Raw genomic sequence first — 20,896 nt, 5'->3', positions numbered from 1 at the left:
CGCCGCGACGGAATGCGATCAACCCATATAACTGGCTATGAGTACGATTAAAAAATATCATCCCCGAACGGAAACTTTCCTTGCTAGCACTCGACTAATACGAGTGCTAAGATTGCACTACCCATCAAGGAGGGCGTAAGACACATGACCGCTACTTTTGCATTGCCCGTTCCTTCTACCAGCGGCAGCCTGGAACAGTATATTCAGGCCGTCAACAGCGTACCGATGCTGACTGCGGAAGAAGAAACCGAGCTGGCCACCCGTTTCCACGGCTCGAACGATCTCGAAGCCGCGAAAAAGCTTGTGCTATCGCATCTGCGCGTCGTCGTATCCATCGCTCGCGGCTACAACGGCTATGGACTGCAGCAGGCCGATCTGATCCAGGAAGGCAATATCGGCCTGATGAAGGCCGTCAAGCGCTTCCAGCCGGATCGTGGCGTGCGCCTGTTCTCGTTCGCCGTGCACTGGATCAAAGCCGAGATTCACGAATTCATCCTGCGCAACTGGCGTCTGGTCCGTATCGCCACCACGAAGCCGCAGCGCAAGCTGTTCTTCAACCTGCGCAGCATGAAGCAGGGGTTTTCCGCACTGAGCGACAAGGAAGCGCAGCGCATCGCCGACGACCTCGGAGTCAAGCGCGAAGAAGTGCTCGAAATGGAAACCCGGCTGACCGGGCAGGATATCGCTCTGGTGGCCGATGAAGGCGACGACGAAGGTTTCGCACCCATAGACTGGCTGGCAGACAACGACTCCGAGCCGACGCGGCAGATCGAGAAACGCGCGTTCGACCACCTGCAGACCGCGGGCCTCGAACATGCTCTCAGCTCGCTCGATGCCCGCAGCCGCCGCATTATCGAGGCGCGCTGGCTGGCAGATGACGGCGGTGCGACCCTGCACGAACTCGCCGCAGAGTTCGGCGTTTCCGCTGAACGCATCCGCCAGATCGAAGCCAAGGCGCTCGGCAAGATGAAAACGGCGCTGCAGCCGGCCTGACCGTCGGCGCCTCCGCAAAAAAACCCGCTCAGGCGGGTTTTTTTATCAACGGTGGACGGGAGGGACACCTCCCGTCCACCGCTTCAATCGAGGTCGCCGCGGGTGCGCATCGCAGGCGGCAGACGGTTGTAAGCCGCCTTGCACTCCTTGCGCAACGGCGCCCACTCCGGATGGTTGTCGTCGTCCAGCTGCTCCATGAACTCGCCGGCATACGTCGGAAACGAAGCAAGGGCGAGACGCAACGAAGCCAGTGCCTGCTGCGGATGTTTGTCGCCGGCCTCGAATTCGGCTTTCTTCAACAAGACGTCCGGATAGGGGCGAATAGCGGCCAGCAGATAGATCCAGCGCCGTTTCTCAGGCAGCGTATCCGGAGCCGCCTCCAGATAATTGTCCAGCGTATACAGGGCGTGAAAAGCGTACAGCGGCTCATGATCGACGATCTCGGACAAGCGTGCCATGCGCTTGGCATCCTGCTTCGGGTTGTCCAGGGGCGTGTACAAGCCCACCAACTCGTTATAGTGCCCGATGGCCTGCACCGACAGCCCGAGCAGGGCCAGCATGGCGGCCAGGGCCGGCACGCGCACAAGCAGAACCGAGCGTATACCCTGCGCCGGTGCCAGCGCGCAGAACACAACCAGCATGCCCAAGAAGTATAGATACCAGAGCGGGTATTCGAGCATGCTGTGGATAGAAGTCACGGCGATGCACGCCACCGCCAGCAAGCCTTCGGCTTCGGCACTGCGGGTAAAAAAGGGCAGGATGCACCAGACGAAGCCGAGCAGCACGATAGCCGTCACCACGCCCCCCATTTCCGCCAGCAGCTGCAGAATCAGATTGTGCGCATTGGTAAACAGACCACTGTTGAAGCCGTCCCCCGCGAATTGCGGCAACTGCTGCAAGTCCACGCTTTGCTTGGCAAACTGCGACCAACCGACTCCGAACAGAGGATGGGCCCGGAACACCAGCCACGCCTTGTGCATCTCGGCGAAACGGCGTGCCCCCATATCGTCGCCATTGGCCGCCAGTCGCTGCATGCCCGATGCCACCCCCACCCCGAGCAGATGGTTGATCACCGGCAAAAGGAACTGCACGGCGACGACCAGGCCGCAGGCAAACAGCATCGCCAGCATCAGGCGCCGCGATACTTCATTGCGCAGACGCAGATGCCACAACACGCCCAATGCGGCGATGGCCAGCACATACAACAAGGTCGTACGCGACCCCGCCCAGCCGACCATCAGCGCCAGCCACAGCGTCAGCAAGGCGAAGCCGATGCGGCCAAGACGGCCGGTCGCATGTAAGTAGACACCCCCGATCAAACCCCACATCAGATAATGGGCGTATTGGTTGCGCTGCCCGATATGGCCGAAGATATTGGTGGTCGGATGCTCCGAATCGTAAAACACCAGCCCGCTCATATGCTGCGCCAGTCCGCTCAGCTGAGTGAATCCGATCGCGGTCTGCACCAGCGCCCCGGCAATCAGCGCATAGGCGAGCAAGACCGTCAGCCTGACCGTACCCACTTCATCGCGCAAGGCCACCGTCACGCAAGCCAGCACCGCCAGCGCCCCCCAGGCCAGCGCGGTCGCATCGTTCATGCCCGGGAACAAGGTCGGCACCAGTAGCGGGTGGACCGCCCAGCACACGGCCATCAGCATGCACCACAGCGCCGCCCGCGGCAGACGTTCGAAAAGGGTCCCGTGGACGGTCAACAGAACACCGGCGCCGAGGGTCAGCCATACGACCAGCATTTCACCCCACCACTGCGGCAAGGGGACATAGTGGATTCGGGATGCGAACGGCAGAATGGCGATCAGGCACCAAAGCAAGGTGGCCACGCCCAGCAGTAGCGATTTGAGTTGCATAGCGACGCTTGTCGGAAGTGAAGTGTGCAAGGATAGCAAAATGCGCGGCTTCGGACTCCCGAAATTATCCTGTTCGGGCAAATTCAGCCGTTCTCACCCGGGATTCCACCTTTCTCGCCACGCCGGCACGGCCCGGGCAAATAGCGTGCAGGCACCGCACGGCTGTCGCCGCCGACGGCGTCCCCCGGTCGACAGCGCCATACGATCGCACCGGCCAGGACCTCGCCTACCAGCGAAAAATACTTGTCGTCGGCCTCGCTCCCGGTATTGCGCACCCGAACCGACAGGACGCCGCCGCTGCCGACGCGATGGTATTCCAGGCCCGCCATATAGTCCGTCGCGGCCGAGTCCATGCCGTCGTAGCCATCCGGCGGGAACGCCCCCTCCGCCAGGACATGCTCCGCCAGCGCGTTCCTGCCGACGGCGAGCGCCTGCAGGCCTTCGCCGAGCTTGGCGCGCACCGCATAATCCTGGTACTGCGGAATGGCCAGCGTGGTCAGAATGGCGACGATGGCCACGACCACCATCAGCTCGATCAAGGTATATCCGTTTCTCATGGCTTTCTCCCCGCTCCGGCTTCGACTGCGCACTGCTTCAGCCTAGGCCCGGCTGCTCCTGGGCGCACCCGCACACGGGCCATCCCTGTGTTAGCATCGTCGCAACTTACATGGAGAATCTGTCCCATGAGCAATCAGGACTGGCTGGAACGCAGCCGACAGGCGGTCTGGCACCCCTGCACCCAGATGAAGCAGCACGAAACGCTGCCCATCGTTCCCATTGCGCGTGCCGAAGGCATGCGCCTGACCGACTTCGATGGCAACACCTACCTCGATGGCATAAGTTCCTGGTGGGTCAACCTGTTCGGGCACGGCGAGCCGCGGATTCGCGCGGCCATCGAGCAACAACTCGCGAGCCTGGAACACGTCATGCTCGCGGGTTTCACGCACCGTCCCGTGGTCGAACTCTCGGAGAGGCTCTCCGCGCTGACTGGGCTCGGTCATGCCTTCTACGCTTCGGATGGCGCAAGCGCCACCGAGATCGCGCTGAAGATGAGCTTCCATTTCTGGAAAAATGCGGGTCGTCCGCAGAAAAGCCGCTTCGTCTGCCTCGAGAACAGCTACCACGGCGAGACGATGGGGGCACTCGGCGTCACCGACGTGCCATTGTTCTCCGACACCTACGCACCCTTGCGCCGCGCCGCACGGGTCGCGCCCAGCCCCGATGCCCGTCAGGCCGGCGCAGGGATGGGAGCCGAGGACGTGGCGCTGGCGGCGGCGGAAAAACTGGAGGCCCTGTTCGCGCAAGAAGCCGACACGCTCGCCGCCATCATCGTCGAGCCGCTGGTCCAGGGCGCGGCGGGCATGGCCTTCCACCACCCGCGCTATCTGCGCGAAGTCCGCCTTTTGTGCGATCGCTACGATATCCACCTGATCGCCGATGAAATCGCCGTCGGCTTCGGCCGCACGGGCACGCTGTTCGCCCATGAGCAGGCGGGCATCCGTCCCGACTTCCTGTGTCTGTCCAAGGGCATCACCGGAGGTTTCCTTCCGCTGTCATGCGTCCTGACCCGCGATGCGATCTACCAGCGTTTCTACCACGACGATGTGAGCCGGGGTTTTCTGCATTCGCATAGCTACACCGGTAACGCGCTCGCCTGCAGCGCGGCACTGGCCGTACTCGATATCTTCGAGAATGACCGTATCCTGGAGAAGAACCGGGCGACCGCCGAGCGCTTCAGCGCCGCTCTCGCCGCCGTGCGCACCCACCCAAGCGTCCGCCATTTCCGCCATCTCGGCATGATCTGGGCCTTCGATGTCGAAACGCCGCGCACCGACTTTGCGCGTGCCTTCTTTGCCGAGATGCTGGCGGCCGGCTGCCTGCTGCGCCCGATCGGCAATACCGTCTACTTCATGCCGCCGTACTGCATCGCCGACGCCGAGATGGAGCAGTTCGCGGCGGCAACGCTGCACGCGCTCGACAAACTGGGCTGCGCAGGCGCCAGCGCGGCCGGCCCCGCGCTGCCATGAGCCACGGGACCGGCGTAGGCAAGCGTCGGCCCCGCTTCTATAATGTCTGGTTTTTGGAGAAGGTGTTTCCATGCATTCGGTCATCCACGCGTCCAACCGCATTGTCGTGAAAGTCGGCTCCAGTCTGGTCACCAATGACGGGAAAGGCCTTGACCTGCCGGCGCTCGGGCGCTGGGCGGCCGAAATCGCCGATCTCAAGCGGCGCGGCAAGCAAGTGGTTCTTGTCTCGAGCGGCGCCATCGCCGAAGGATGCCAGCGCCTGGGCTGGAGCCGGCGCCCGGAAGGGGTCCACCAGTTACAGGCCGCGGCCGCCGTCGGGCAGATGGGCTTGTGCCAGGCTTACGAATCGGCCTTTCGTGCCTACGGCCTCGGCACGGCGCAGATTCTGCTCACGCACGAGGATCTGGCCGACCGCACGCGTTATCTGAACGCCCGCTCGACGCTGACCACGCTGCTCAATCTGAATGTGGTGCCCATCATCAATGAAAACGACACCGTGGTCACCGCGGAAATCCGCTTCGGCGACAACGACACGCTGGGTGCGCTGGTCACGAACCTGATAGAAGCCGACGCGCTGATCATCCTCACCGACCAGCGCGGACTGTATACGGCGGATCCGCGCAAGGATGCCGACGCGCGGCTGGTTGAAACGGCGCAAGCCGGAGACCCGGCACTGGAAGAGATGGCGGGGGGAGCGGGCAGCTCGATCGGGACCGGCGGCATGATCACCAAAATCCTGGCCGCCAAGCGCGCGGCGCGCAGCGGCGCGGCGACCGTCATCGCCTGCGGCCGCGAAGCGCATGTCCTGTCGCGGCTGGCAGACGGCGAAAGCATCGGCACGCAGTTGCTGGCGCCGACCAATCGCATCACGGCGCGCAAGCAATGGCTGGCCGATCACCTGCAGTTGCGCGGTCAGGTCACACTGGACGCCGGCGCCGCGAGCGCAGTCCGCGACCGTGGCACGAGCTTGCTGCCGATTGGCGTCCTCGCCGTCGAAGGGGATTTTCTGCGCGGCGAAGTGATCGCCTGCATCGATGAAGAGGGCAGCGAGGTGGCACGCGGGCTGATCAACTACAGCTCGGACGAAGCCCGCCTGATCATGCGCAAGAGCACGCGCGAGATCGAGTCGGCTCTCGGCTATATCGTCGAGCCGGAGTTGATCCACCGCGACAATATGGTCAGTCTGCACGACTGAACGCCAACGCCGCGCGGCCCCAGAGGGCCCCGCGCGGCGTTGGACGCCTGGCGAACTACTCGGTATCTGCGCGGCGCTCTATCGCGCGCATGATGACAAAGGCCACCAGCGCGCACAGGAAGAACAGCAGCAACATCCACGCGATCGACTGCAGGGTTTCGATCACGGAACGATAGATCTCCAGCACCCAGCGCATGGCATTGAGTTCGAGCGGCGCACTATCCCCCTTGCCGGTAATGTATTTCTCCAGCTCCCACAGCCTGACGCCGCCGGACACCCCCACCACCACGATGGCGAACAGCAGATACTTGCGCCAGGCCGAAGTATCTTCGTCCCCTACCAGCCTGATCAGTATCCGGTGCACGGCCCCGTCGAAAAAGCGGGCCGTCAGGATGGAGGTCCCCAGCGAAACCACCAGGGTTACAATGAGCAAAACGAAAAACATGTTTCATTCCTCAGAATAAATGCGGCTGATTGCACGGCTTGCCCGGGCGCTCCGTCAGGATGGCGGCGCGCTACTCGTACTTCCCCGGCAGGCCAAAATGGGTAAATGCCAGCGGCGTAGCCACCCGCCCGCGCGGGGTACGTTGCAGATAACCTTGCTGGATCAGGTAGGGTTCGATCACATCCTCGATGGTATCGCTGCTTTCGCCAATGGCTGCCGCGACGTTGTCGAGCCCGACCGGGCCGCCTGCAAATTTCTCGATCACGGCTGACAGCAGTTTGCGATCCATGACGTCGAGACCGGCGGCGTCGACATCGAGCATGGACAACGCGGCATCGGCCACCTCGGCCGAAACCACCCCATCGGCGCGCACCTCGGCATAGTCGCGCACCCGGCGCAGCAAGCGATTGGCGATACGCGGCGTGCCGCGGCTGCGACGCGCAACTTCAAAGGCGCCGTCTTCGGCCAGGCTGACATCGAGCAGCGTGGCCGAGCGGCGCACGATACGGGTCAATTCCTCCGCATTATAAAATTCAAGACGGGCGACGATGCCGAAGCGGTCGCGCAGGGGATTGGTCAACATGCCCGCGCGCGTCGTTGCGCCGATCAGGGTAAACGGCGGCAGGTCGAGTTTGACCGAACGCGCGGCCGGCCCTTCTCCGATCATGATGTCGATTTGATAATCCTCCAGCGCCGGATACAGGATTTCTTCGACCACGGGGCTCAGCCGATGGATCTCATCGATGAACAGCACATCGTGCGGCTCGAGGTTGGTCAGCAAGGCGGCCAGGTCGCCGGCCCGCTCCAGCACCGGCCCCGACGTCTGCCTCAGGTTGACGCCCATCTCGCGCGCGATAATGTGGGCCAGCGTCGTTTTGCCGAGACCGGGCGGACCGAACAACAGCACGTGATCGAGCGCCTCTCCGCGCTTTCGCGCCGCTTCGATGAAGATCTCCAGCTGTTCGCGCGCCTTGACCTGCCCGACGTATTCGTCAAGCAGTTTGGGACGCAACGCCCGCTCCTGGGCCTCTTCCTGCGTAGACAAGGGCTCGCGCGCCACCAGGCGCGGGGCGTCACCGCCGATCAGCTTATCGGTTTCAATCATGGGTCGGGACCGCAATGGACATCATCAAGAGCGTATATTACCAGAGAGAACAGCCGCCTCCGTCGACAGTGATATACTGTAGGCCGGGTCTCAGACCCACAGCAGCGTCTTCAGGGCGGGGCGAAATTCCCCACCGGCGGTATACCGGGCGGCGGAGCGGGCAGATGGACTTTTCATTTTCCCGCCCGCCGCCCCGGCAAGCCCGCGAGCGCTCGCGCCCTCTCTTGGTACTGGACGCGGGGTCAGCAGATCCGGTTGAATCCCGGAGCCGACGGTCATAGTCCGGATGAGAGAAGACTGGCAGTGCGCGTGTTTCTGCGCGCCGCCTGCTGCATGTCGCCGTCGCGGCGTGCCTCAGCATGTCCATTGCCCTGGAACGTTTTTCTCAGTCCCATTCAGAGAGGACCGTTTCATCATGAATAGTCGTTGCGATTCCTTGCCCATCCGTATCGAAGCCGCTCTCAACGCCATGCGCGAAGGCCGTCCCGTGGTCCTGCTCGATGACGAAGACCGCGAAAACGAAGCCGACCTGATACTGGCCGCCGAAAAAATAAGCGAGCGCGAGATGGCGCGCCTGATCCGCGATGGAAGCGGTATCGTCTGCCTGTGCCTGACCCCCGAGCACGCCGATCGTCTCGAATTGCCGCCCATGGTCGAAAACAACCAAAGCCGAAACCAGACCGGATTCACAGTCAGTATCGAGGCGCGCGATGGCGTCAGCACCGGCGTCAGCGCTGCCGACCGCGTCACGACCATCCGCACCGCCGTCGCCGCCGGCGCACGGCCGGAGCACCTCGCGCGTCCCGGCCACGTCTTTCCGCTGCGTGCGCAAAACGGCGGCGTTCTGACCCGTCGCGGCCATACCGAAGGATCGGTCGATCTGGCCCGCCTGGCAGGGCTGGCGCCCGCCGCCGTGCTGTGCGAGATGATGAACCCGGACGGCAGCATGATGCGGGGCGAGACGATTGCCGCGTATGCGCGCGAACATCGCCTGCCGGTATTGACCATCGAAGAGCTGGTCAGCTATCGCCGGGCGCACTAGCTCAGACCCGCGACAAGCCTTTCAGCGCGAGCCGGATGCCGTCGCTGACGCCGATATCCAGCGGCAGCGGTTTCAGTGCGGCGGCGGCTTCCTTCTCGTTGTACCCGAGCGCAATGAGCGCATTGAGGATGTCACTGCGGGCATCGGGCTCGGCGGCGAACGGCAAGCCGCCCGGCGTGGCGACAGTCGTCCCGCTGACCAGTTTTCCGCGCAACTCCAACACCAGCCGCTCTGCGGTTTTCTTGCCGATGCCGGGCACCGACGACAAACGCTTCACATCCTCCGCCGCAATGGCCACCGCCAACTCGTCGGCCGTCATGCCCGACAGAATGGCCAGCGCGATGCGCGCGCCGATGCCGCTGACCTTGATCAGTTGCCGGAACGACGTCCGTTCCTCGCGACTGGCAAAACCGAACAGCAAATGGGCGTCTTCGCGCACGACCAGGTGCGTAAACAAGCTTACTTTTTCGCCAGGTGCAGGCAACTGATAAAAAGTGTTCATCGGGACGTCGACTTCGTAGCCGACTCCATTGACATCCACGACCACCTGCGGTGGCATTTTTTCGGCGAGAATCCCGCTTAATCGTCCGATCATGTTGCGTCCTTGTTATGTGATGCCAGAAGGGCTCAGGCCAGCCGGCCGCCCTTGACCCGCAGGCCGCCGCGGGTGAACGCCGCCAACGCGGAGTGGCTGTGATTGGCATGGGCAAGCGCCACGGCAAGCGCGTCGGCGGCATCGGCCTGCGGCGTGCCGGACAACGACAACAAACGCACGATCATGGCCTGCACCTGTTCTTTGGGCGCCTTGCCGTGCCCGACGACAGACTGCTTGACCTGCAGGGCGGTATATTCGGCCACGGGCAGCTTGCGCAGCACCATCGCCGTCACCGCCGCGCCGCGCGCCTGGCCCAGCATCAGCGTCGCGGCCGGGTTGACATTGACGAAGACCTGCTCGATCGCCGACTCCTGCGGCTGGTAAGTATCGATCACTTCAAACAGATGCGAGACGATCACTTCGATGCGCTCGCTCAGGGGAGCGCCGGCCGGCGTGCGGATGCAGCCCGAGGCGACATAGTGCCGTTCCTGTCCCACCACATCGATCACGCCAAACCCGGTGATGCGCGAACCGGGATCGATGCCCAGAATGCGCCGGCTCACTCCGTCATCCCCGCGGCCAGGGCGCGCGCCGCGTCCAGCCGCTCGGGCGTCCCGACATCCAGCCACTGCCCTCGATGATGCTCTGCCGCGATGCTGCCGCGCGCCATGCCGTCCAACAGCAGCGGCAACAGCTTGCAAGGTTGAGCCGGGCGGGGCAATCCCGCGAAAAATTCGGGGTGATAAATGGCGACGCCGGAATAGGTCAGTTTGTTCGCGCCGTCGCGTCGTGCCAGACCGGTTTCAGTGATGGAAAAATCGCCGTCCGGATGATGTGGCGGGTTATCCACCATGATCAGCCGCGCCTGTTTCTGGCTGCCGTCCAGCTCGGAGCCACGGCGCGCCAGCGCGGCAAAATCGATATCGGTAAAAATATCGCCATTGACCACGAGGAAGGGCTCGGCGCCAAGCAAGGGCAAGGCATTGGCAATCCCGCCCGCCGTTTCCAGCGCCACGGCTTCGGGCGACCACGCAATGTGCACGCCCCAGTCGCGACCGTCGCCAAGGCGGCGTTCAAGGGCATCCCCGAGCCAGGCATGGTTGATCACCAGCTCGGTCACCCCTGCCGCCGCCAGACGGCGCACGTGCCAGCCTATCAGCGGCTCCGCGCCAACCTGCAGCAGGGGCTTGGGCGTATGGTCGGTCAACGGCCGCATGCGCTCGCCGCGACCGGCCGCAAGAATCATTGCCTTCATCAGAAGGTATATCCGGTTTGCACGCTGTCGTCGCCGGCGATATCCACGATCAGCCGGTACAGGGGGGCCAGCTCGACATAGCGGCGCGTGGTCTTTTTCAGATACGACAGGAAGCGCGGGACTTCGGGCAAGTAGCGGTCCTTGCCGTCGCGGTGGTGGAGACGACAGAAAATACCGGCCACCTTAAGATGGCGCTGCACGCCCATCCACTCGAAATCGCGATAGAAGTCATCGATATTCGCCGTCACGGGCAAGCCTGCCTTACGCGCCTTCTCCCAGTAGCGCACGACCAGATCGATGACCTGCTGCTCCTCGAACTCGATAAAGGCATCGCGCAGCAGGGATACCAGATCGTAGGTGATCGGTCCGTATACCGCATCCTGGAAATCGAGCACGCCGGGACGCCCCGGGGTCAGCATCAGGTTGCGGACGATAAAATCGCGATGGACGAAAACGCGGGGCTGCGCGAGCGCACGCGCCAGCAATGCCGCGACCATCGTCTCCCAGGTCCGGCGCTGATCGTCGTTCAGCGTTTTTTTCAGTTCGTGTCCGACGAACCACTCGGGAAACAGCTCCATTTCGCGCGCGAGGAGTGTGGCGTCGTAATCGGGCAACACTCCCGGGCGACTCGCGAGCTGCATTTCGATCAGGCTGTCTATCGCTTCCAGCAACAGGGTGTGCGTCGTGAGCGCATCGCCCTCTTGTTGCAGCGCGGCCATGAAGGTCACCCGCCCGAGGTCCTCGAGTTCGAGGAAGCCTTGCCCGGCGTCGCATGCGTAAATGGCGGGGACATTGAGCATGGACAGGACTTCACGCGCGCGGACATAGGGAGCGGTGTCCATTTTATCGGGCGGCGCGTCCATCACGATGCGCGTCGAGGCGTCCGGAAACGTCGCGCGGAAATAGCGCCGGAAGTCGGCATCGGCGGCGGCAAAGTCCACCCGAATGTCAACTCCTGCGTGTTGCGTGGCAAGCCACGCCTTAAGTTGGGCTAATCGCTGCATGTCGGTTGATTGCGGTACTGGTAGAATTGTGCGATTTTATACCGCTGACAGCCCCCACGATATGGCTTTGTGCATGCCCAGAATCCAAAAGACACCGATAGCTTTGGCGCTAGCCGCCGCGTTTTCAATGCAGCATGCATATTCCGATGACTTTCCGGAACCTGTTGCCACCCCTGCCAAGGTCGAGGGTCAGACGCATCTGACTGCCGACAAGCTGGACGGGGAGATGAACAAGGTCCTGAAAGCGCGGGGAAATGTCGTGGTAACGCGCGACGATGCACGGCTGACTTCCGACTGGCTCGACTACTACCAGGACAAGAATGAACTCAAGGGGGGAGATCGCTTCACCCTGACCCGACCGCACGAACGGGTCGATGGCACCACCATCACCTACGATATGGACACCCACACCGGCGACGGACAAAAACCGGTGTTCTCGGGCGGAACGCCGCCGATGGTGTTGCGCGGCAACGGCGAACGGGTCGAATTCCGCGGCCCGGATCGCTATGCCCTGTACAACTCGCGCGCAACGACCTGCTCGGTCAACGACGATTCGTGGTATCTGGTGTCCTCGCGGCTGGACCTCGATTACACCACCGAGGTCGGCGTGGCGCACAACGCCTGGATCCAGTTCCAGGGCGTTCCCCTGCTCTACACCCCATGGATAGACTTTCCGCTGGACGGCAACCGCAAGTCGGGTCTGCTGGTGCCGTCGTTCACCAGCGGCACCCGCGGCCTGGGCATCGCCCTGCCCTACTACTGGAATATCGCGCCGAATTATGACGCGACGATCACTCCCAGCTACTCGCAGACGCACGGCACGGGCCTGGGGCTCGAGCTGCGCTACCTGCAGCCGGACTATTCGGGCACGATATACACCGACCAGCGTTTGAACGACCCGACCACCAACACGCACCGCTATCTGTGGTCGGTAAAGCACACCCAGACACTGGCGCCGGGCCTGACGATGGGCGTCGACGCGACCACCGTGTCCGACGACAACTATTTCACCGACTTTGCCGACCGCATCACGATCGCCGACAATACCAATCTGCTGCGTCAGGCCTGGGTCAACTATGCCTACAGCTGGAATGGCGGTTCGGCCTCGACCGGGCTGGTCGCGCAGCGCTATCAGACGCTGCAGAACACCAGCAATAGCGTCACCCCGCCCTATGCGCTGCTGCCGCAGCTGAGCTTCAGCGCCAACCAGAGCCTGCCTGCAAATTTCAGCGCCAACCTGACCAGCAGCATCACGCGTTTTTCGCATCCGACCCTGCAGGAAGGCGATCGCACGATACTCTACCCGAGCGTCAGCTGGAATTTCGACCAGATGTGGGGTTTCGTCAAACCGAAGATCGGGGTCAATTACACCTATTACGATCTGTCGGCCTATAGCGGGACCGCCGAGCACAGCATCACGCGCACGCTGCCCATATTCAGCACCGACAGCGGGCTGTATTTCGACCGCGACACGACGCTGGGGGGGACCAACTACACCCAGACGCTGGAACCGCGCCTCTACTATCTGTATGTTCCGGTGCGCGACCAGAGCAAGATCCCGGCCTTCGACAGCTCGCTCAACGACTTCAGCTTCGCGCGCCTGTACTCGGAGAACGACTTCTCCGGCGGCGACCGCATCAATGGCGCCAACGACCTGACCGGGGGGCTGACCACGCGTATGCTCAATGTCGACACCGGGCGCGAAATCGCGCGCCTGATGGTCGGGCAGCGTTACTATCTGAACAAGCAGTACATCAATAGCAGCGGCACCATCGTCACCCACGATTCGAATTCGAATTATCTGGTCAGCCTGGCCGGCGAGCCGATCGAACACTGGAACTTCGACAGCTTGCTCGAATACGATCCGATCAGCCGCCAGTCGCAGCAATATAACGCGCAACTGCGCTATCAGCCGGCGACCGGCAAGACGGTCAGCCTGCGTCTGCGCTTCCAGCGCGAGGGCCAGACCGACGTCGACGGCAATCTGCAAGACCTGCACCAAATCGACTTCGGCTTCCAGTGGCCGCTGACCCGCAACTGGTACGCACTCTTCCACAAGCAATACTCGCTGCAAGACAAGCAAGCGCTCGACACCCTGGCCGGGGTCGAGTACAACGAGGGCTGCTGGACGCTGCGGCTGGTGGCCGACCGCTATGTGACCAACTACGTCAATGTTACCAACAGCATCTTCTTCCAGATAGAACTGAAGGGCCTGGGCGATCTCGGAACCAGTCCGCTTGAAACCCTGCGCCTCGCCATCCCCGGTTACACCAAGACTAACGAGTCTCAACCATGAATATGAAAAAGAACCTGCTAGCCCTGCTGCTCGTCCTGTCCATGCCGGTCGTGCACGCAGCCAGCGTCCAGGAAGTCGATCGCATCGTCGCGGTGGTGAACAAGGACATCATCACCAGCCTCGACCTGCAGCAGCGCGTTGCCCAGGCCACACGCAGCCTGCAGACCCAGCACATCGCTCCGCCCGATCAGGCCGTGATGTCGCGTCAGGTCCTCGATCAGATGATCAACGAGCAACTGCTGTCGCAGTTTGCCGCCAACAACAACGTCAAGATCGATGACAGCGAGATCGATCAGACCGTGCTGCGGCTGGCGAAGCAGAACAAACTCGATCTGGCGGGCATGAAGGCGCAGCTGGCCCGCGACGGCACGACCTTCGAGCACTTCCGCCAGGAGGTCAGGCGCGAAATGTTGACTGCCCGGCTGCGGCAGAACGAGGTTGAATCGCATGTCAGCGTCAGCGACACCGAGGTGGAACAGGTTCTGAAGAGCGCCCAGTTCGCCAATAATACCGAGTACCGTCTCGCCAACGTTCTGGTCGAGGTTCCTGAACGCGCGGACGGAAAACTGCTCGAAGAATTATCCCGCAAGGCTAACAAGGCGCTGTCCGAACTCGATGCCGGCCAGGCTTTCGGCAAGGTCGCAGCCACGTATTCCAATAGCGGAAATGCGCTGAAAGGCGGCGAACTCGGCTGGCGCCCCGCCGCCAGCCTGCCCCCCGACTTCGTGGCCTTGCTGGAAAAACTCGCGCCCGGGCAACACACTGGCGTGATCCGGACCCAGCAGGGTTTCTTCATATTCCAGCTGGAAGAGAAGCGCAACAACTCCGGGCCGCAACTGGTCGAGCAATACCATGTCGAGCATATTCTGGTCCGCACCAATGAAGCGGTATCGGACAGCGACGCCAAGACCCGCATTCTGCAGATTCGCGACCGCATCCTGCGCGGGGCGAGCTTCGCCGAAACCGCCAAACTCTATTCTGACGATGGCAGCGCCAACAAGGGCGGCGATCTGGGGTGGGTCAATCTTGGCGATACCGTGCCGGAATTCGAGAAGGCCATGCTGGCGCTGCCGCCGAACACCCTGTCCGAACCGGTCCGCTCGCCTTTCGGCTGGCATTTGATAGAACTGCTGGGCAAACGCACTCAGGATGTGGCCGGCGAACGCGAGAAAATGCAGGTCAAGCAGCAGATTCGTTCCCGCAAGGTGGAAGAAGCCTATCTCGACTGGATGCGCCAGCTGCGCGATGCCGCCTTTATCGAAGATCACCTCGACGACAAATAACGACATGCCAGAAACCATCGTCATCACGGCGGGCGAGCCCGCCGGCATCGGCCCGGATCTGGTGCTGCAACTGGGCTTCCAGCCGGGCGGACCGCGGCGGGTCGTCATCGCGGACCGCGAGTTGCTGGCACGACGCGCCCAACTGCTCGGAGTCGGCGCCGTCCTGCGCGATTACCAGCCCTCGCGCCTACCGCAGGCTGGCGAGATCGAAGTCCTGCACCTGCCGCTCGCGCGCCAGGAAATCGCCGGCCGGCTCGATGCCGCCAATGCCCGCTATGTGCTCGACACCCTGGACCGTGCGCTGGACGGCTGCCTGAGCGGCGAATTCGCGGCGCTCGTCACCGCACCGGTGCACAAAGGCATCATCAACGACGCCGGCATCGCCTTTACCGGACATACCGAATACCTGGCCCAGCAAAGCGAGACCGACCAGGTCGTCATGATGCTGACCGGAGGCGGCATGCGCGTCGCGCTCGCGACGACGCACCTGCCGCTGGCCGAGGTTCCGGCCGCGATCACCCGCGAAGGGCTCGAGCGCACCCTGCGTATCCTGCACAAGGATCTGGTGACCCGCTTCGGGCTGCCTGCGCCGCGCATTCTGGTCGCAGCCCTGAATCCCCACGCAGGCGAAAGCGGGCATATGGGACGCGAAGAGATCGATGCCATCGCTCCGGTGCTCGACCTCCTGCGCCAGGAGGGCTGGCATCTGAGCGGCCCGCTCCCCGCCGATACCCTGTTCAATCCGGACAAGCTCGCATGCTGCGACGCCGTTCTCGCGATGTACCACGACCAGGGCCTCCCGGTGCTGAAATACGCCTCTTTCGGCCACGGCATCAATATCACCCTCGGGTTGCCGTTTATCCGCACCTCGGTCGACCACGGTACCGCACTCGAATTGGCCGGCAGCGGCCGCGCCGACTCCGGCAGCCTCTTCGCGGCGCTCAAGCTGGCCGGCGAACTCGCCGCCCATTCGGCTTGACTGTCGCCCCGTCACAGGCATTTCGACGTAAAAACAATCGCTTCCGCGTATAACCCTGTTGCCGGCAGCATTTTTCGCGACGCAGCAATTCGGATACACTCAAGCACGATAACCATAACGCCGAGCAGTGGACAATGAACAGCACGACGCCCCCCATGCGGGTTCGCGAGATCCCGTATAACTACACATCCTATTCAGACCGCGAAATCATCATCCGCCTGCTGGGCGAACAGATGTGGCAGACGCTGGAATCCTTACGCGGCGAACGCAAGACCGGCCGCTCCGCCCGCATGTTGTTCGAAGTTCTGGGCGACATCTGGGTCGTCGACCGTAACCCCTATCTGGTCGACGACCTGCTGGACAACCCGAAGCGCCTGTCTGCACTGGTCGCGGCCATGCAGCACCGGCTCAACGAAATCGAGAAACGGCGAGAAGGCAACGAGAAGGTCGACAGCATGATCGCCGCCGCCCGCCTCGCCGTCGAACGTTTCGAGAGCCGCTTCGAGGAAACCCGTCTATTGCGCGCGCGTATCCTGAAGCGGGTGGGCCAGCTCACTCGTCGCGACAACATCATGTTCGACGGGCTGGCCCGGGTATCGCATGTGACCGATGCGACCGACTGGCGCGTTGAATACCCATTCGTAGTGCTATGCCCCGATAGCGAAGCTGAAATCGCCCCGCTCGTGCGCGCCTGCATCGAGCTGGGGCTGACGCTGATCCCGCGCGGCGGCGGTACCGGCTACAACGGCGGAGCCGTGCCCCTCGACCGCCTTTCGGCTGTCATCAACACGGAGAAACTCGACCGTCACGACGGCGTCGAATATATCGCCCTGCCCGGGCATGCCGGCACCCACGCCACCATCCAGTGCGGCGCAGGCGTCGTGACCGCCCGCGTATCCGAAGCCGCCGCCGCCGCCGGTCTCGTGTTCGCCGTCGACCCCACTTCGGCCGATGCATCCTGTATCGGCGGCAACGTAGCGATGAACGCTGGCGGGAAAAAAGCCGTACTCTGGGGCACCGCGCTCGACAATCTCGCCAGCTGGAAAATGGTCGACCCCGATGGCAACTGGCAGTTCATCGAACGCCTGGACCACAATTTCGGCAAGATCCACGACATCGGGGTCGCACGTTTCCGCGTATCCCGCCTCGACGACGACGGCAGCACCATACTGTCTTCGGCCGAGCTCGAGATTCCCGGCGCCTCCTTCCGTAAAGTCGGGCTCGGCAAGGATGTCACCGACAAATTCCTGTCCGGACTGCCCGGTGTCCAGAAAGAAGGGTGCGACGGCATCATCACCAGCGCGCGCTTCGTACTGCACCGCATGCCGGACCATATCCGCACCGTCTGCCTCGAGTTTTTCGGCACCGTGGCGCAGGCGACACCGGCCATCGTCGAGATCAAGGACTACCTCGATGCCAATCCGCAGGTTGCGCTCGCCGGCCTCGAGCACCTGGACTGGCGCTATGTGCGCGCAGTCGGCTACGCCAGCAAGGCCAAATCGCGCGGCAGACCCAAGATGGTGCTGGTCGCCGATATCGTTTCGGACAACGAGGCGGCCGTAGCCGAAGCCGCCAGCCATGTCGTAAGACTGGCCAACGCGCGCACAGGGGAAGGCTTCATTGCCGTTACCGAGGAAACGCGCAAGCGCTTCTGGCTCGACCGCGCCCGCACCGCCGCCATCGCTCGCCATACCAATGCCTTCAAGATCAACGAGGACGTGGTGATTCCCCTGCCGCGCCTGGGCGACTATTCGGATGGCATCGAGCGCATCAATATCGAGTTGTCCATCAGCAACAAGATTCGCCTGCTCGACGCCCTGGCCGAATTCTTCCATGGCCGCCTGCCGGTCGATACCGAGGGCGACACCGTCTCCGCCGACACCTTGCTCGGCGACCGGCGCGATGGCGCCCTGGGTCTGATCGAGGCGGTAAAGGCACGCTGGAACTGGCTGCTGGCCAACCTCGATGCACCGTGGGAGGAATTCGCCGCACGCTGGCCCGAAGCGGCGAGCCACATCGTCGGCCATCGCCCCGAGACGGTCTTCATCGCCATGCGCGACTTCCAGCTGCGAGTCAGCTGGAAAGCGGAACTCCTGGCCGACCTCGAATCGATGTTTGCCGGCAAGACCGACGCTCCGATATTGCAGGCACTGCGGACGATTCACCAGAAAGTGCTGCGCGGCCGCGTCTTCGTCGCCTTGCACATGCATGCTGGCGACGGCAATGTCCACACGAACCTGCCAGTAAACTCCGACGATTACCGCATGCTCCACGACGCGCACCAGGCCGTGGCGCGCATCATGGCACTGGCCCGCGAACTGGATGGCGTGATTTCGGGCGAGCACGGCATCGGCATCACCAAACTGGAATTCCTGACCGAGGCCGAACTGGCGCCCTTTGTCGACTACAAGCGCCGCATCGATCCGAATGGCCATTTCAATCGCGGCAAGCTGATGCCCGGCTCCGACCTGCGTATGGCCTACACGCCGTCGTTTGAACTGCTGGGTGCCGAGTCGCTGATTCTGGAACAGTCCGACATCGGTCAGATTGCCGACTCGGTCAAGGACTGCCTGCGTTGCGGCAAGTGCAAGCCCGTGTGCTCGACTCATGTTCCGCGCGCCAATCTGCTCTATTCTCCGCGCAACAAGATTCTCGGAGTCGGATTGCTGACCGAGGCCTTCCTGTACGAAGAGCAGACGCGCCGCGGAGTCAGCATCAAACATTTCGATGAACTGTCCGATGTCGCCGACCATTGCACGACCTGTCATCGCTGCGTGAACCCCTGTCCGGTCAATATCGATTTTGGCGACGTTTCCATTGCGATGCGCAGCTTCCTGCGCAAAGTCGGCAAAAAACGCTTCAATCCCGGCACCGCACTGGGCATGGCTTTTCTCAACGCCAAGGATCCGGCCACGATCAAGATGCTGCGCACGGGCATGATACGCTGGGGCTATCTCGCGCAACGCAGCGCGCATATGGTCGCACGCCGCTTCGGCCTGATCGGCGATCAGACGCGCCACCCGCCCGCGACGGTGGAGAAACCGACGCTCAAAGCCCAGGTCGTCCACTTCATCAACAAACCGATGCCCGGCGGGCTCCCGAAAAAAACCGCGCGCGCCCTGCTCGATCTGGAAGACCCCACCGTGGTCCCTGTCATCCGCCAGGCAGAACTGGCAGATGATGCGGAAGCGGTATTTTACTTCCCGGGCTGCGGCTCCGAACGGCTGTTCAGCCAGGTCGGCCTGGCGACCCAGGCCATGCTGTGGCATGTCGGCGTACAAACCGTGCTGCCTCCCGGCTACCTGTGCTGCGGCTACCCGCAGGCGGCAACGGGGTCGACAGCCAAGGGTGAGCAAATCACCACGGAGAACCGTGTGCTGTTCCACCGCGTAGCCAATACCCTCAACTACCTCGACATCCGTACTGTCGTCGTCAGCTGCGGTACCTGCTATGACCAACTGATCAAATATCGTTTTGAAGAAATATTCCCGGGCTGCCGCATCCTTGATATTCACGAGTATCTGATGGAGAAGGGGCTCAAACTGGAGGGCATCAGCGGTCAGCGCTATATGTACCACGACCCCTGCCACACCCCGATGAAGGCCTACCAGCCGTTGAAAGTCGTCAACGAGTTGATGGGCGGCGGCGTGATTCTCAGCGACCGCTGCTGCGGCGAGGCAGGAACATCCGCCATCAGCCGTCCCGATATCGCAACCCAGGTCCGCTTCCGCAAGCAGGAAGAAATCGCCAAGGGCGTCGCCATTCAGCAGGCGGGCGATCCGGCGCAGCAAGTCAAGATACTGACCTCATGCCCATCCTGCCTGCAAGGCCTGTCGCGCTACCGCGAAGATTCCGCCATCGAGGCTGACTATATCGTGGTGGAAATGGCGCGCCATATCCTCGGTGCCGACTGGATGCCGGAATACATCGAGAAAGCCCGCAACGGCGGCATCGAGCGCGTACTGCTCTGAGGACTTGCGCCAGGCTGGCGGTCGAGTCTCGCGACCGCCAGCCTGGCTCACACCGGCCGGCGGTGCCGATTCGGCGAACGGGACACGGCAATCCTGCCCGCAAAAAAAGCCACGGAGGTATCCGTGGCTTTTTCTATTGCGGTGCCGGGGTCTTCTCCGGCACACACTGGTGCGCTGGCTTAGTTTGCAGCAGAAGCGGCAGCCTTCTTGGCGACATGCTTCTTGGCTACATGCTTCTTGGCAACCTTCTTGGCCGGAACTGCAGCGGAGGCAGCGTCGGCTTGAGCGGCTTGCGAAGCTTCAACCTTCTTGGCAACTTTCTTGTGGGTCTTCTTGGCTACATGCTTCTTGGCAACCTTCTTGGCCGGAGCCGCGGCGGAGGCATCATCGGCTTGAGCGGCTTGCGATGCTTCAACCTTCTTGGTGGCCTTCTTGGCGACATGCTTCTTGGCTACGTGCTTCTTGGCAACCTTCTTGGCCGGAACCGCAGCGGAGGCATCGGCTTGAGCGGCTTGCGAAGCTTCAACCTTCTTGGCGGCCTTCTTGTGCGCCTTCTTGGCTACGTGCTTCTTGGCAGCCTTCTTGGCCGGAACCGCAGCGGAGGCATCGGCTTGAGCGGCTTGCGAAGCTTCAACCTTCTTGGCGGCCTTCTTGTGCGCCTTCTTGGCTACGTGCTTCTTGGCAGCCTTCTTGGCCGGAACCGCAGCGGAGGCATCGGCTTGAGCGGCTTGCGATGCTTCAACCTTCTTGGCGGCCTTCTTGGCGACATGCTTCTTGGCTACGTGTTTCTTGGCAACCTTCTTGGCCGGAACCGCAGCGGAGGCGTCGGCTTGAGCGGCTT

Annotated in this window: 16 protein-coding genes, 1 pseudogene and 1 riboswitch; of the genes and pseudogenes, 8 read left to right on the top strand and 9 right to left on the bottom strand. The window is 62.6% G+C overall.

Features of this window, described 5'->3' with window-relative positions:
- Positions 1–144 precede the first annotated feature (144 nt).
- The gene (gene rpoH, locus G520_RS0117700) at positions 145–993 is read left to right on the top strand and encodes an RNA polymerase sigma factor RpoH (RefSeq protein WP_028536822.1); all 849 of its coding nucleotides are present in this window, start codon (positions 145–147) and stop codon (positions 991–993) included.
- 83 nt (positions 994–1,076) lie between these two features.
- Here the strand turns inward: rpoH and G520_RS0117695 are convergent, their stop codons facing one another.
- A complete protein-coding gene (locus G520_RS0117695) occupies positions 1,077–2,858 on the bottom strand; it encodes a PglL family O-oligosaccharyltransferase (RefSeq protein WP_028536821.1) in 1,782 nt (593 codons plus the stop codon).
- Between the two features lie 83 nt (positions 2,859–2,941).
- A complete protein-coding gene (locus tag G520_RS0117690; protein WP_028536820.1) occupies positions 2,942–3,415 on the bottom strand; it encodes a pilin in 474 nt (157 codons plus the stop codon).
- 126 nt (positions 3,416–3,541) lie between these two features.
- On the opposite strand from G520_RS0117690, the gene G520_RS0117685 reads away from it, so the two are divergent.
- Together G520_RS0117685 and proB are read left to right on the top strand one after the other, a co-directional pair.
- Positions 3,542–4,885 carry an adenosylmethionine--8-amino-7-oxononanoate transaminase gene (locus G520_RS0117685; RefSeq protein WP_028536819.1) on the top strand — a complete coding sequence of 448 codons (1,344 nt, stop codon included), beginning with the start codon at positions 3,542–3,544 and terminating at the stop codon, positions 4,883–4,885.
- Between the two features lie 70 nt (positions 4,886–4,955).
- Positions 4,956–6,080: a glutamate 5-kinase gene (gene proB / locus G520_RS0117680; protein ID WP_028536818.1), complete on the top strand. Its 1,125-nt coding sequence runs from the start codon at positions 4,956–4,958 to the stop codon at positions 6,078–6,080.
- A 55-nt stretch (positions 6,081–6,135) separates the two neighbouring features.
- On the opposite strand, the gene G520_RS0117675 is transcribed toward proB, so the two are convergent.
- Both G520_RS0117675 and ruvB read right to left on the bottom strand, forming a co-directional pair.
- Positions 6,136–6,525: a hypothetical protein gene (locus G520_RS0117675; protein ID WP_028536817.1), complete on the bottom strand. Its 390-nt coding sequence runs from the start codon at positions 6,523–6,525 to the stop codon at positions 6,136–6,138.
- A 70-nt stretch (positions 6,526–6,595) separates the two neighbouring features.
- Positions 6,596–7,630 carry a Holliday junction branch migration DNA helicase RuvB gene (gene ruvB, locus G520_RS0117670; protein ID WP_028536816.1) on the bottom strand — a complete coding sequence of 345 codons (1,035 nt, stop codon included), beginning with the start codon at positions 7,628–7,630 and terminating at the stop codon, positions 6,596–6,598.
- A 102-nt stretch (positions 7,631–7,732) separates the two neighbouring features.
- Positions 7,733–7,932: riboswitch (FMN riboswitch) on the top strand.
- A 113-nt stretch (positions 7,933–8,045) separates the two neighbouring features.
- Here ruvB and ribB point away from each other — a divergent pair.
- The gene (gene ribB, locus G520_RS0117665; RefSeq protein ID WP_028536815.1) at positions 8,046–8,672 is read left to right on the top strand and encodes a 3,4-dihydroxy-2-butanone-4-phosphate synthase; all 627 of its coding nucleotides are present in this window, start codon (positions 8,046–8,048) and stop codon (positions 8,670–8,672) included.
- 1 nt (position 8,673) lies between these two features.
- Here the strand turns inward: ribB and ruvA are convergent, their stop codons facing one another.
- Genes ruvA through amgK form a run of 4 tightly spaced genes read right to left on the bottom strand, consistent with a single transcriptional unit; the run spans position 8,674 to position 11,526 of the window.
- Complete coding sequence (gene ruvA, locus G520_RS0117660) at positions 8,674–9,267, bottom strand: Holliday junction branch migration protein RuvA (RefSeq protein ID WP_028536814.1); 594 nt, start codon at positions 9,265–9,267, stop codon at positions 8,674–8,676.
- Between the two features lie 32 nt (positions 9,268–9,299).
- Complete coding sequence (gene ruvC, locus G520_RS0117655; protein ID WP_028536813.1) at positions 9,300–9,830, bottom strand: crossover junction endodeoxyribonuclease RuvC; 531 nt, start codon at positions 9,828–9,830, stop codon at positions 9,300–9,302.
- The gene (gene murU / locus G520_RS0117650; RefSeq protein ID WP_028536812.1) at positions 9,827–10,522 is read right to left on the bottom strand and encodes an N-acetylmuramate alpha-1-phosphate uridylyltransferase MurU; all 696 of its coding nucleotides are present in this window, start codon (positions 10,520–10,522) and stop codon (positions 9,827–9,829) included. The genes ruvC and murU overlap by 4 nt, the downstream gene beginning before the upstream one ends.
- Positions 10,522–11,526: an N-acetylmuramate/N-acetylglucosamine kinase AmgK gene (amgK, locus tag G520_RS0117645; RefSeq protein WP_028536811.1), complete on the bottom strand. Its 1,005-nt coding sequence runs from the start codon at positions 11,524–11,526 to the stop codon at positions 10,522–10,524. The genes murU and amgK overlap by 1 nt, the downstream gene beginning before the upstream one ends.
- A gap of 127 nt (positions 11,527–11,653) precedes the next feature.
- On the opposite strand from amgK, the gene G520_RS0117640 reads away from it, so the two are divergent.
- From G520_RS0117640 to G520_RS0117625, 4 genes are all read left to right on the top strand, one after another.
- Positions 11,654–13,822 (top strand): LPS-assembly protein LptD, encoded by a 2,169-nt coding sequence (locus tag G520_RS0117640; RefSeq protein WP_246542691.1) that lies wholly within the window; start codon positions 11,654–11,656, stop codon positions 13,820–13,822.
- The gene (locus tag G520_RS0117635; RefSeq protein ID WP_036666493.1) at positions 13,819–15,105 is read left to right on the top strand and encodes a peptidylprolyl isomerase; all 1,287 of its coding nucleotides are present in this window, start codon (positions 13,819–13,821) and stop codon (positions 15,103–15,105) included. Before G520_RS0117640 ends, G520_RS0117635 begins: the two co-directional genes overlap by 4 nt.
- Before the next feature lie 4 nt (positions 15,106–15,109).
- Positions 15,110–16,084 carry a 4-hydroxythreonine-4-phosphate dehydrogenase PdxA gene (pdxA, locus tag G520_RS0117630; protein ID WP_028536808.1) on the top strand — a complete coding sequence of 325 codons (975 nt, stop codon included), beginning with the start codon at positions 15,110–15,112 and terminating at the stop codon, positions 16,082–16,084.
- A gap of 134 nt (positions 16,085–16,218) precedes the next feature.
- Positions 16,219–20,055: a DUF3683 domain-containing protein gene (locus G520_RS0117625; RefSeq protein WP_028536807.1), complete on the top strand. Its 3,837-nt coding sequence runs from the start codon at positions 16,219–16,221 to the stop codon at positions 20,053–20,055.
- 179 nt (positions 20,056–20,234) lie between these two features.
- Here the strand turns inward: G520_RS0117625 and G520_RS25260 are convergent.
- Positions 20,235–20,896: pseudogene (locus G520_RS25260) on the bottom strand (hypothetical protein); the annotation flags it as partial.

The sequence above is a fragment of the Paludibacterium yongneupense DSM 18731 genome, from assembly GCF_000422925.1.
GTDB lineage: Bacteria > Pseudomonadota > Gammaproteobacteria > Burkholderiales > Chromobacteriaceae > Paludibacterium > Paludibacterium yongneupense.
The sequence above is the reverse complement of the archived record's forward strand: the minus strand, read 5'-3'. Positions and strand labels throughout refer to the sequence as shown.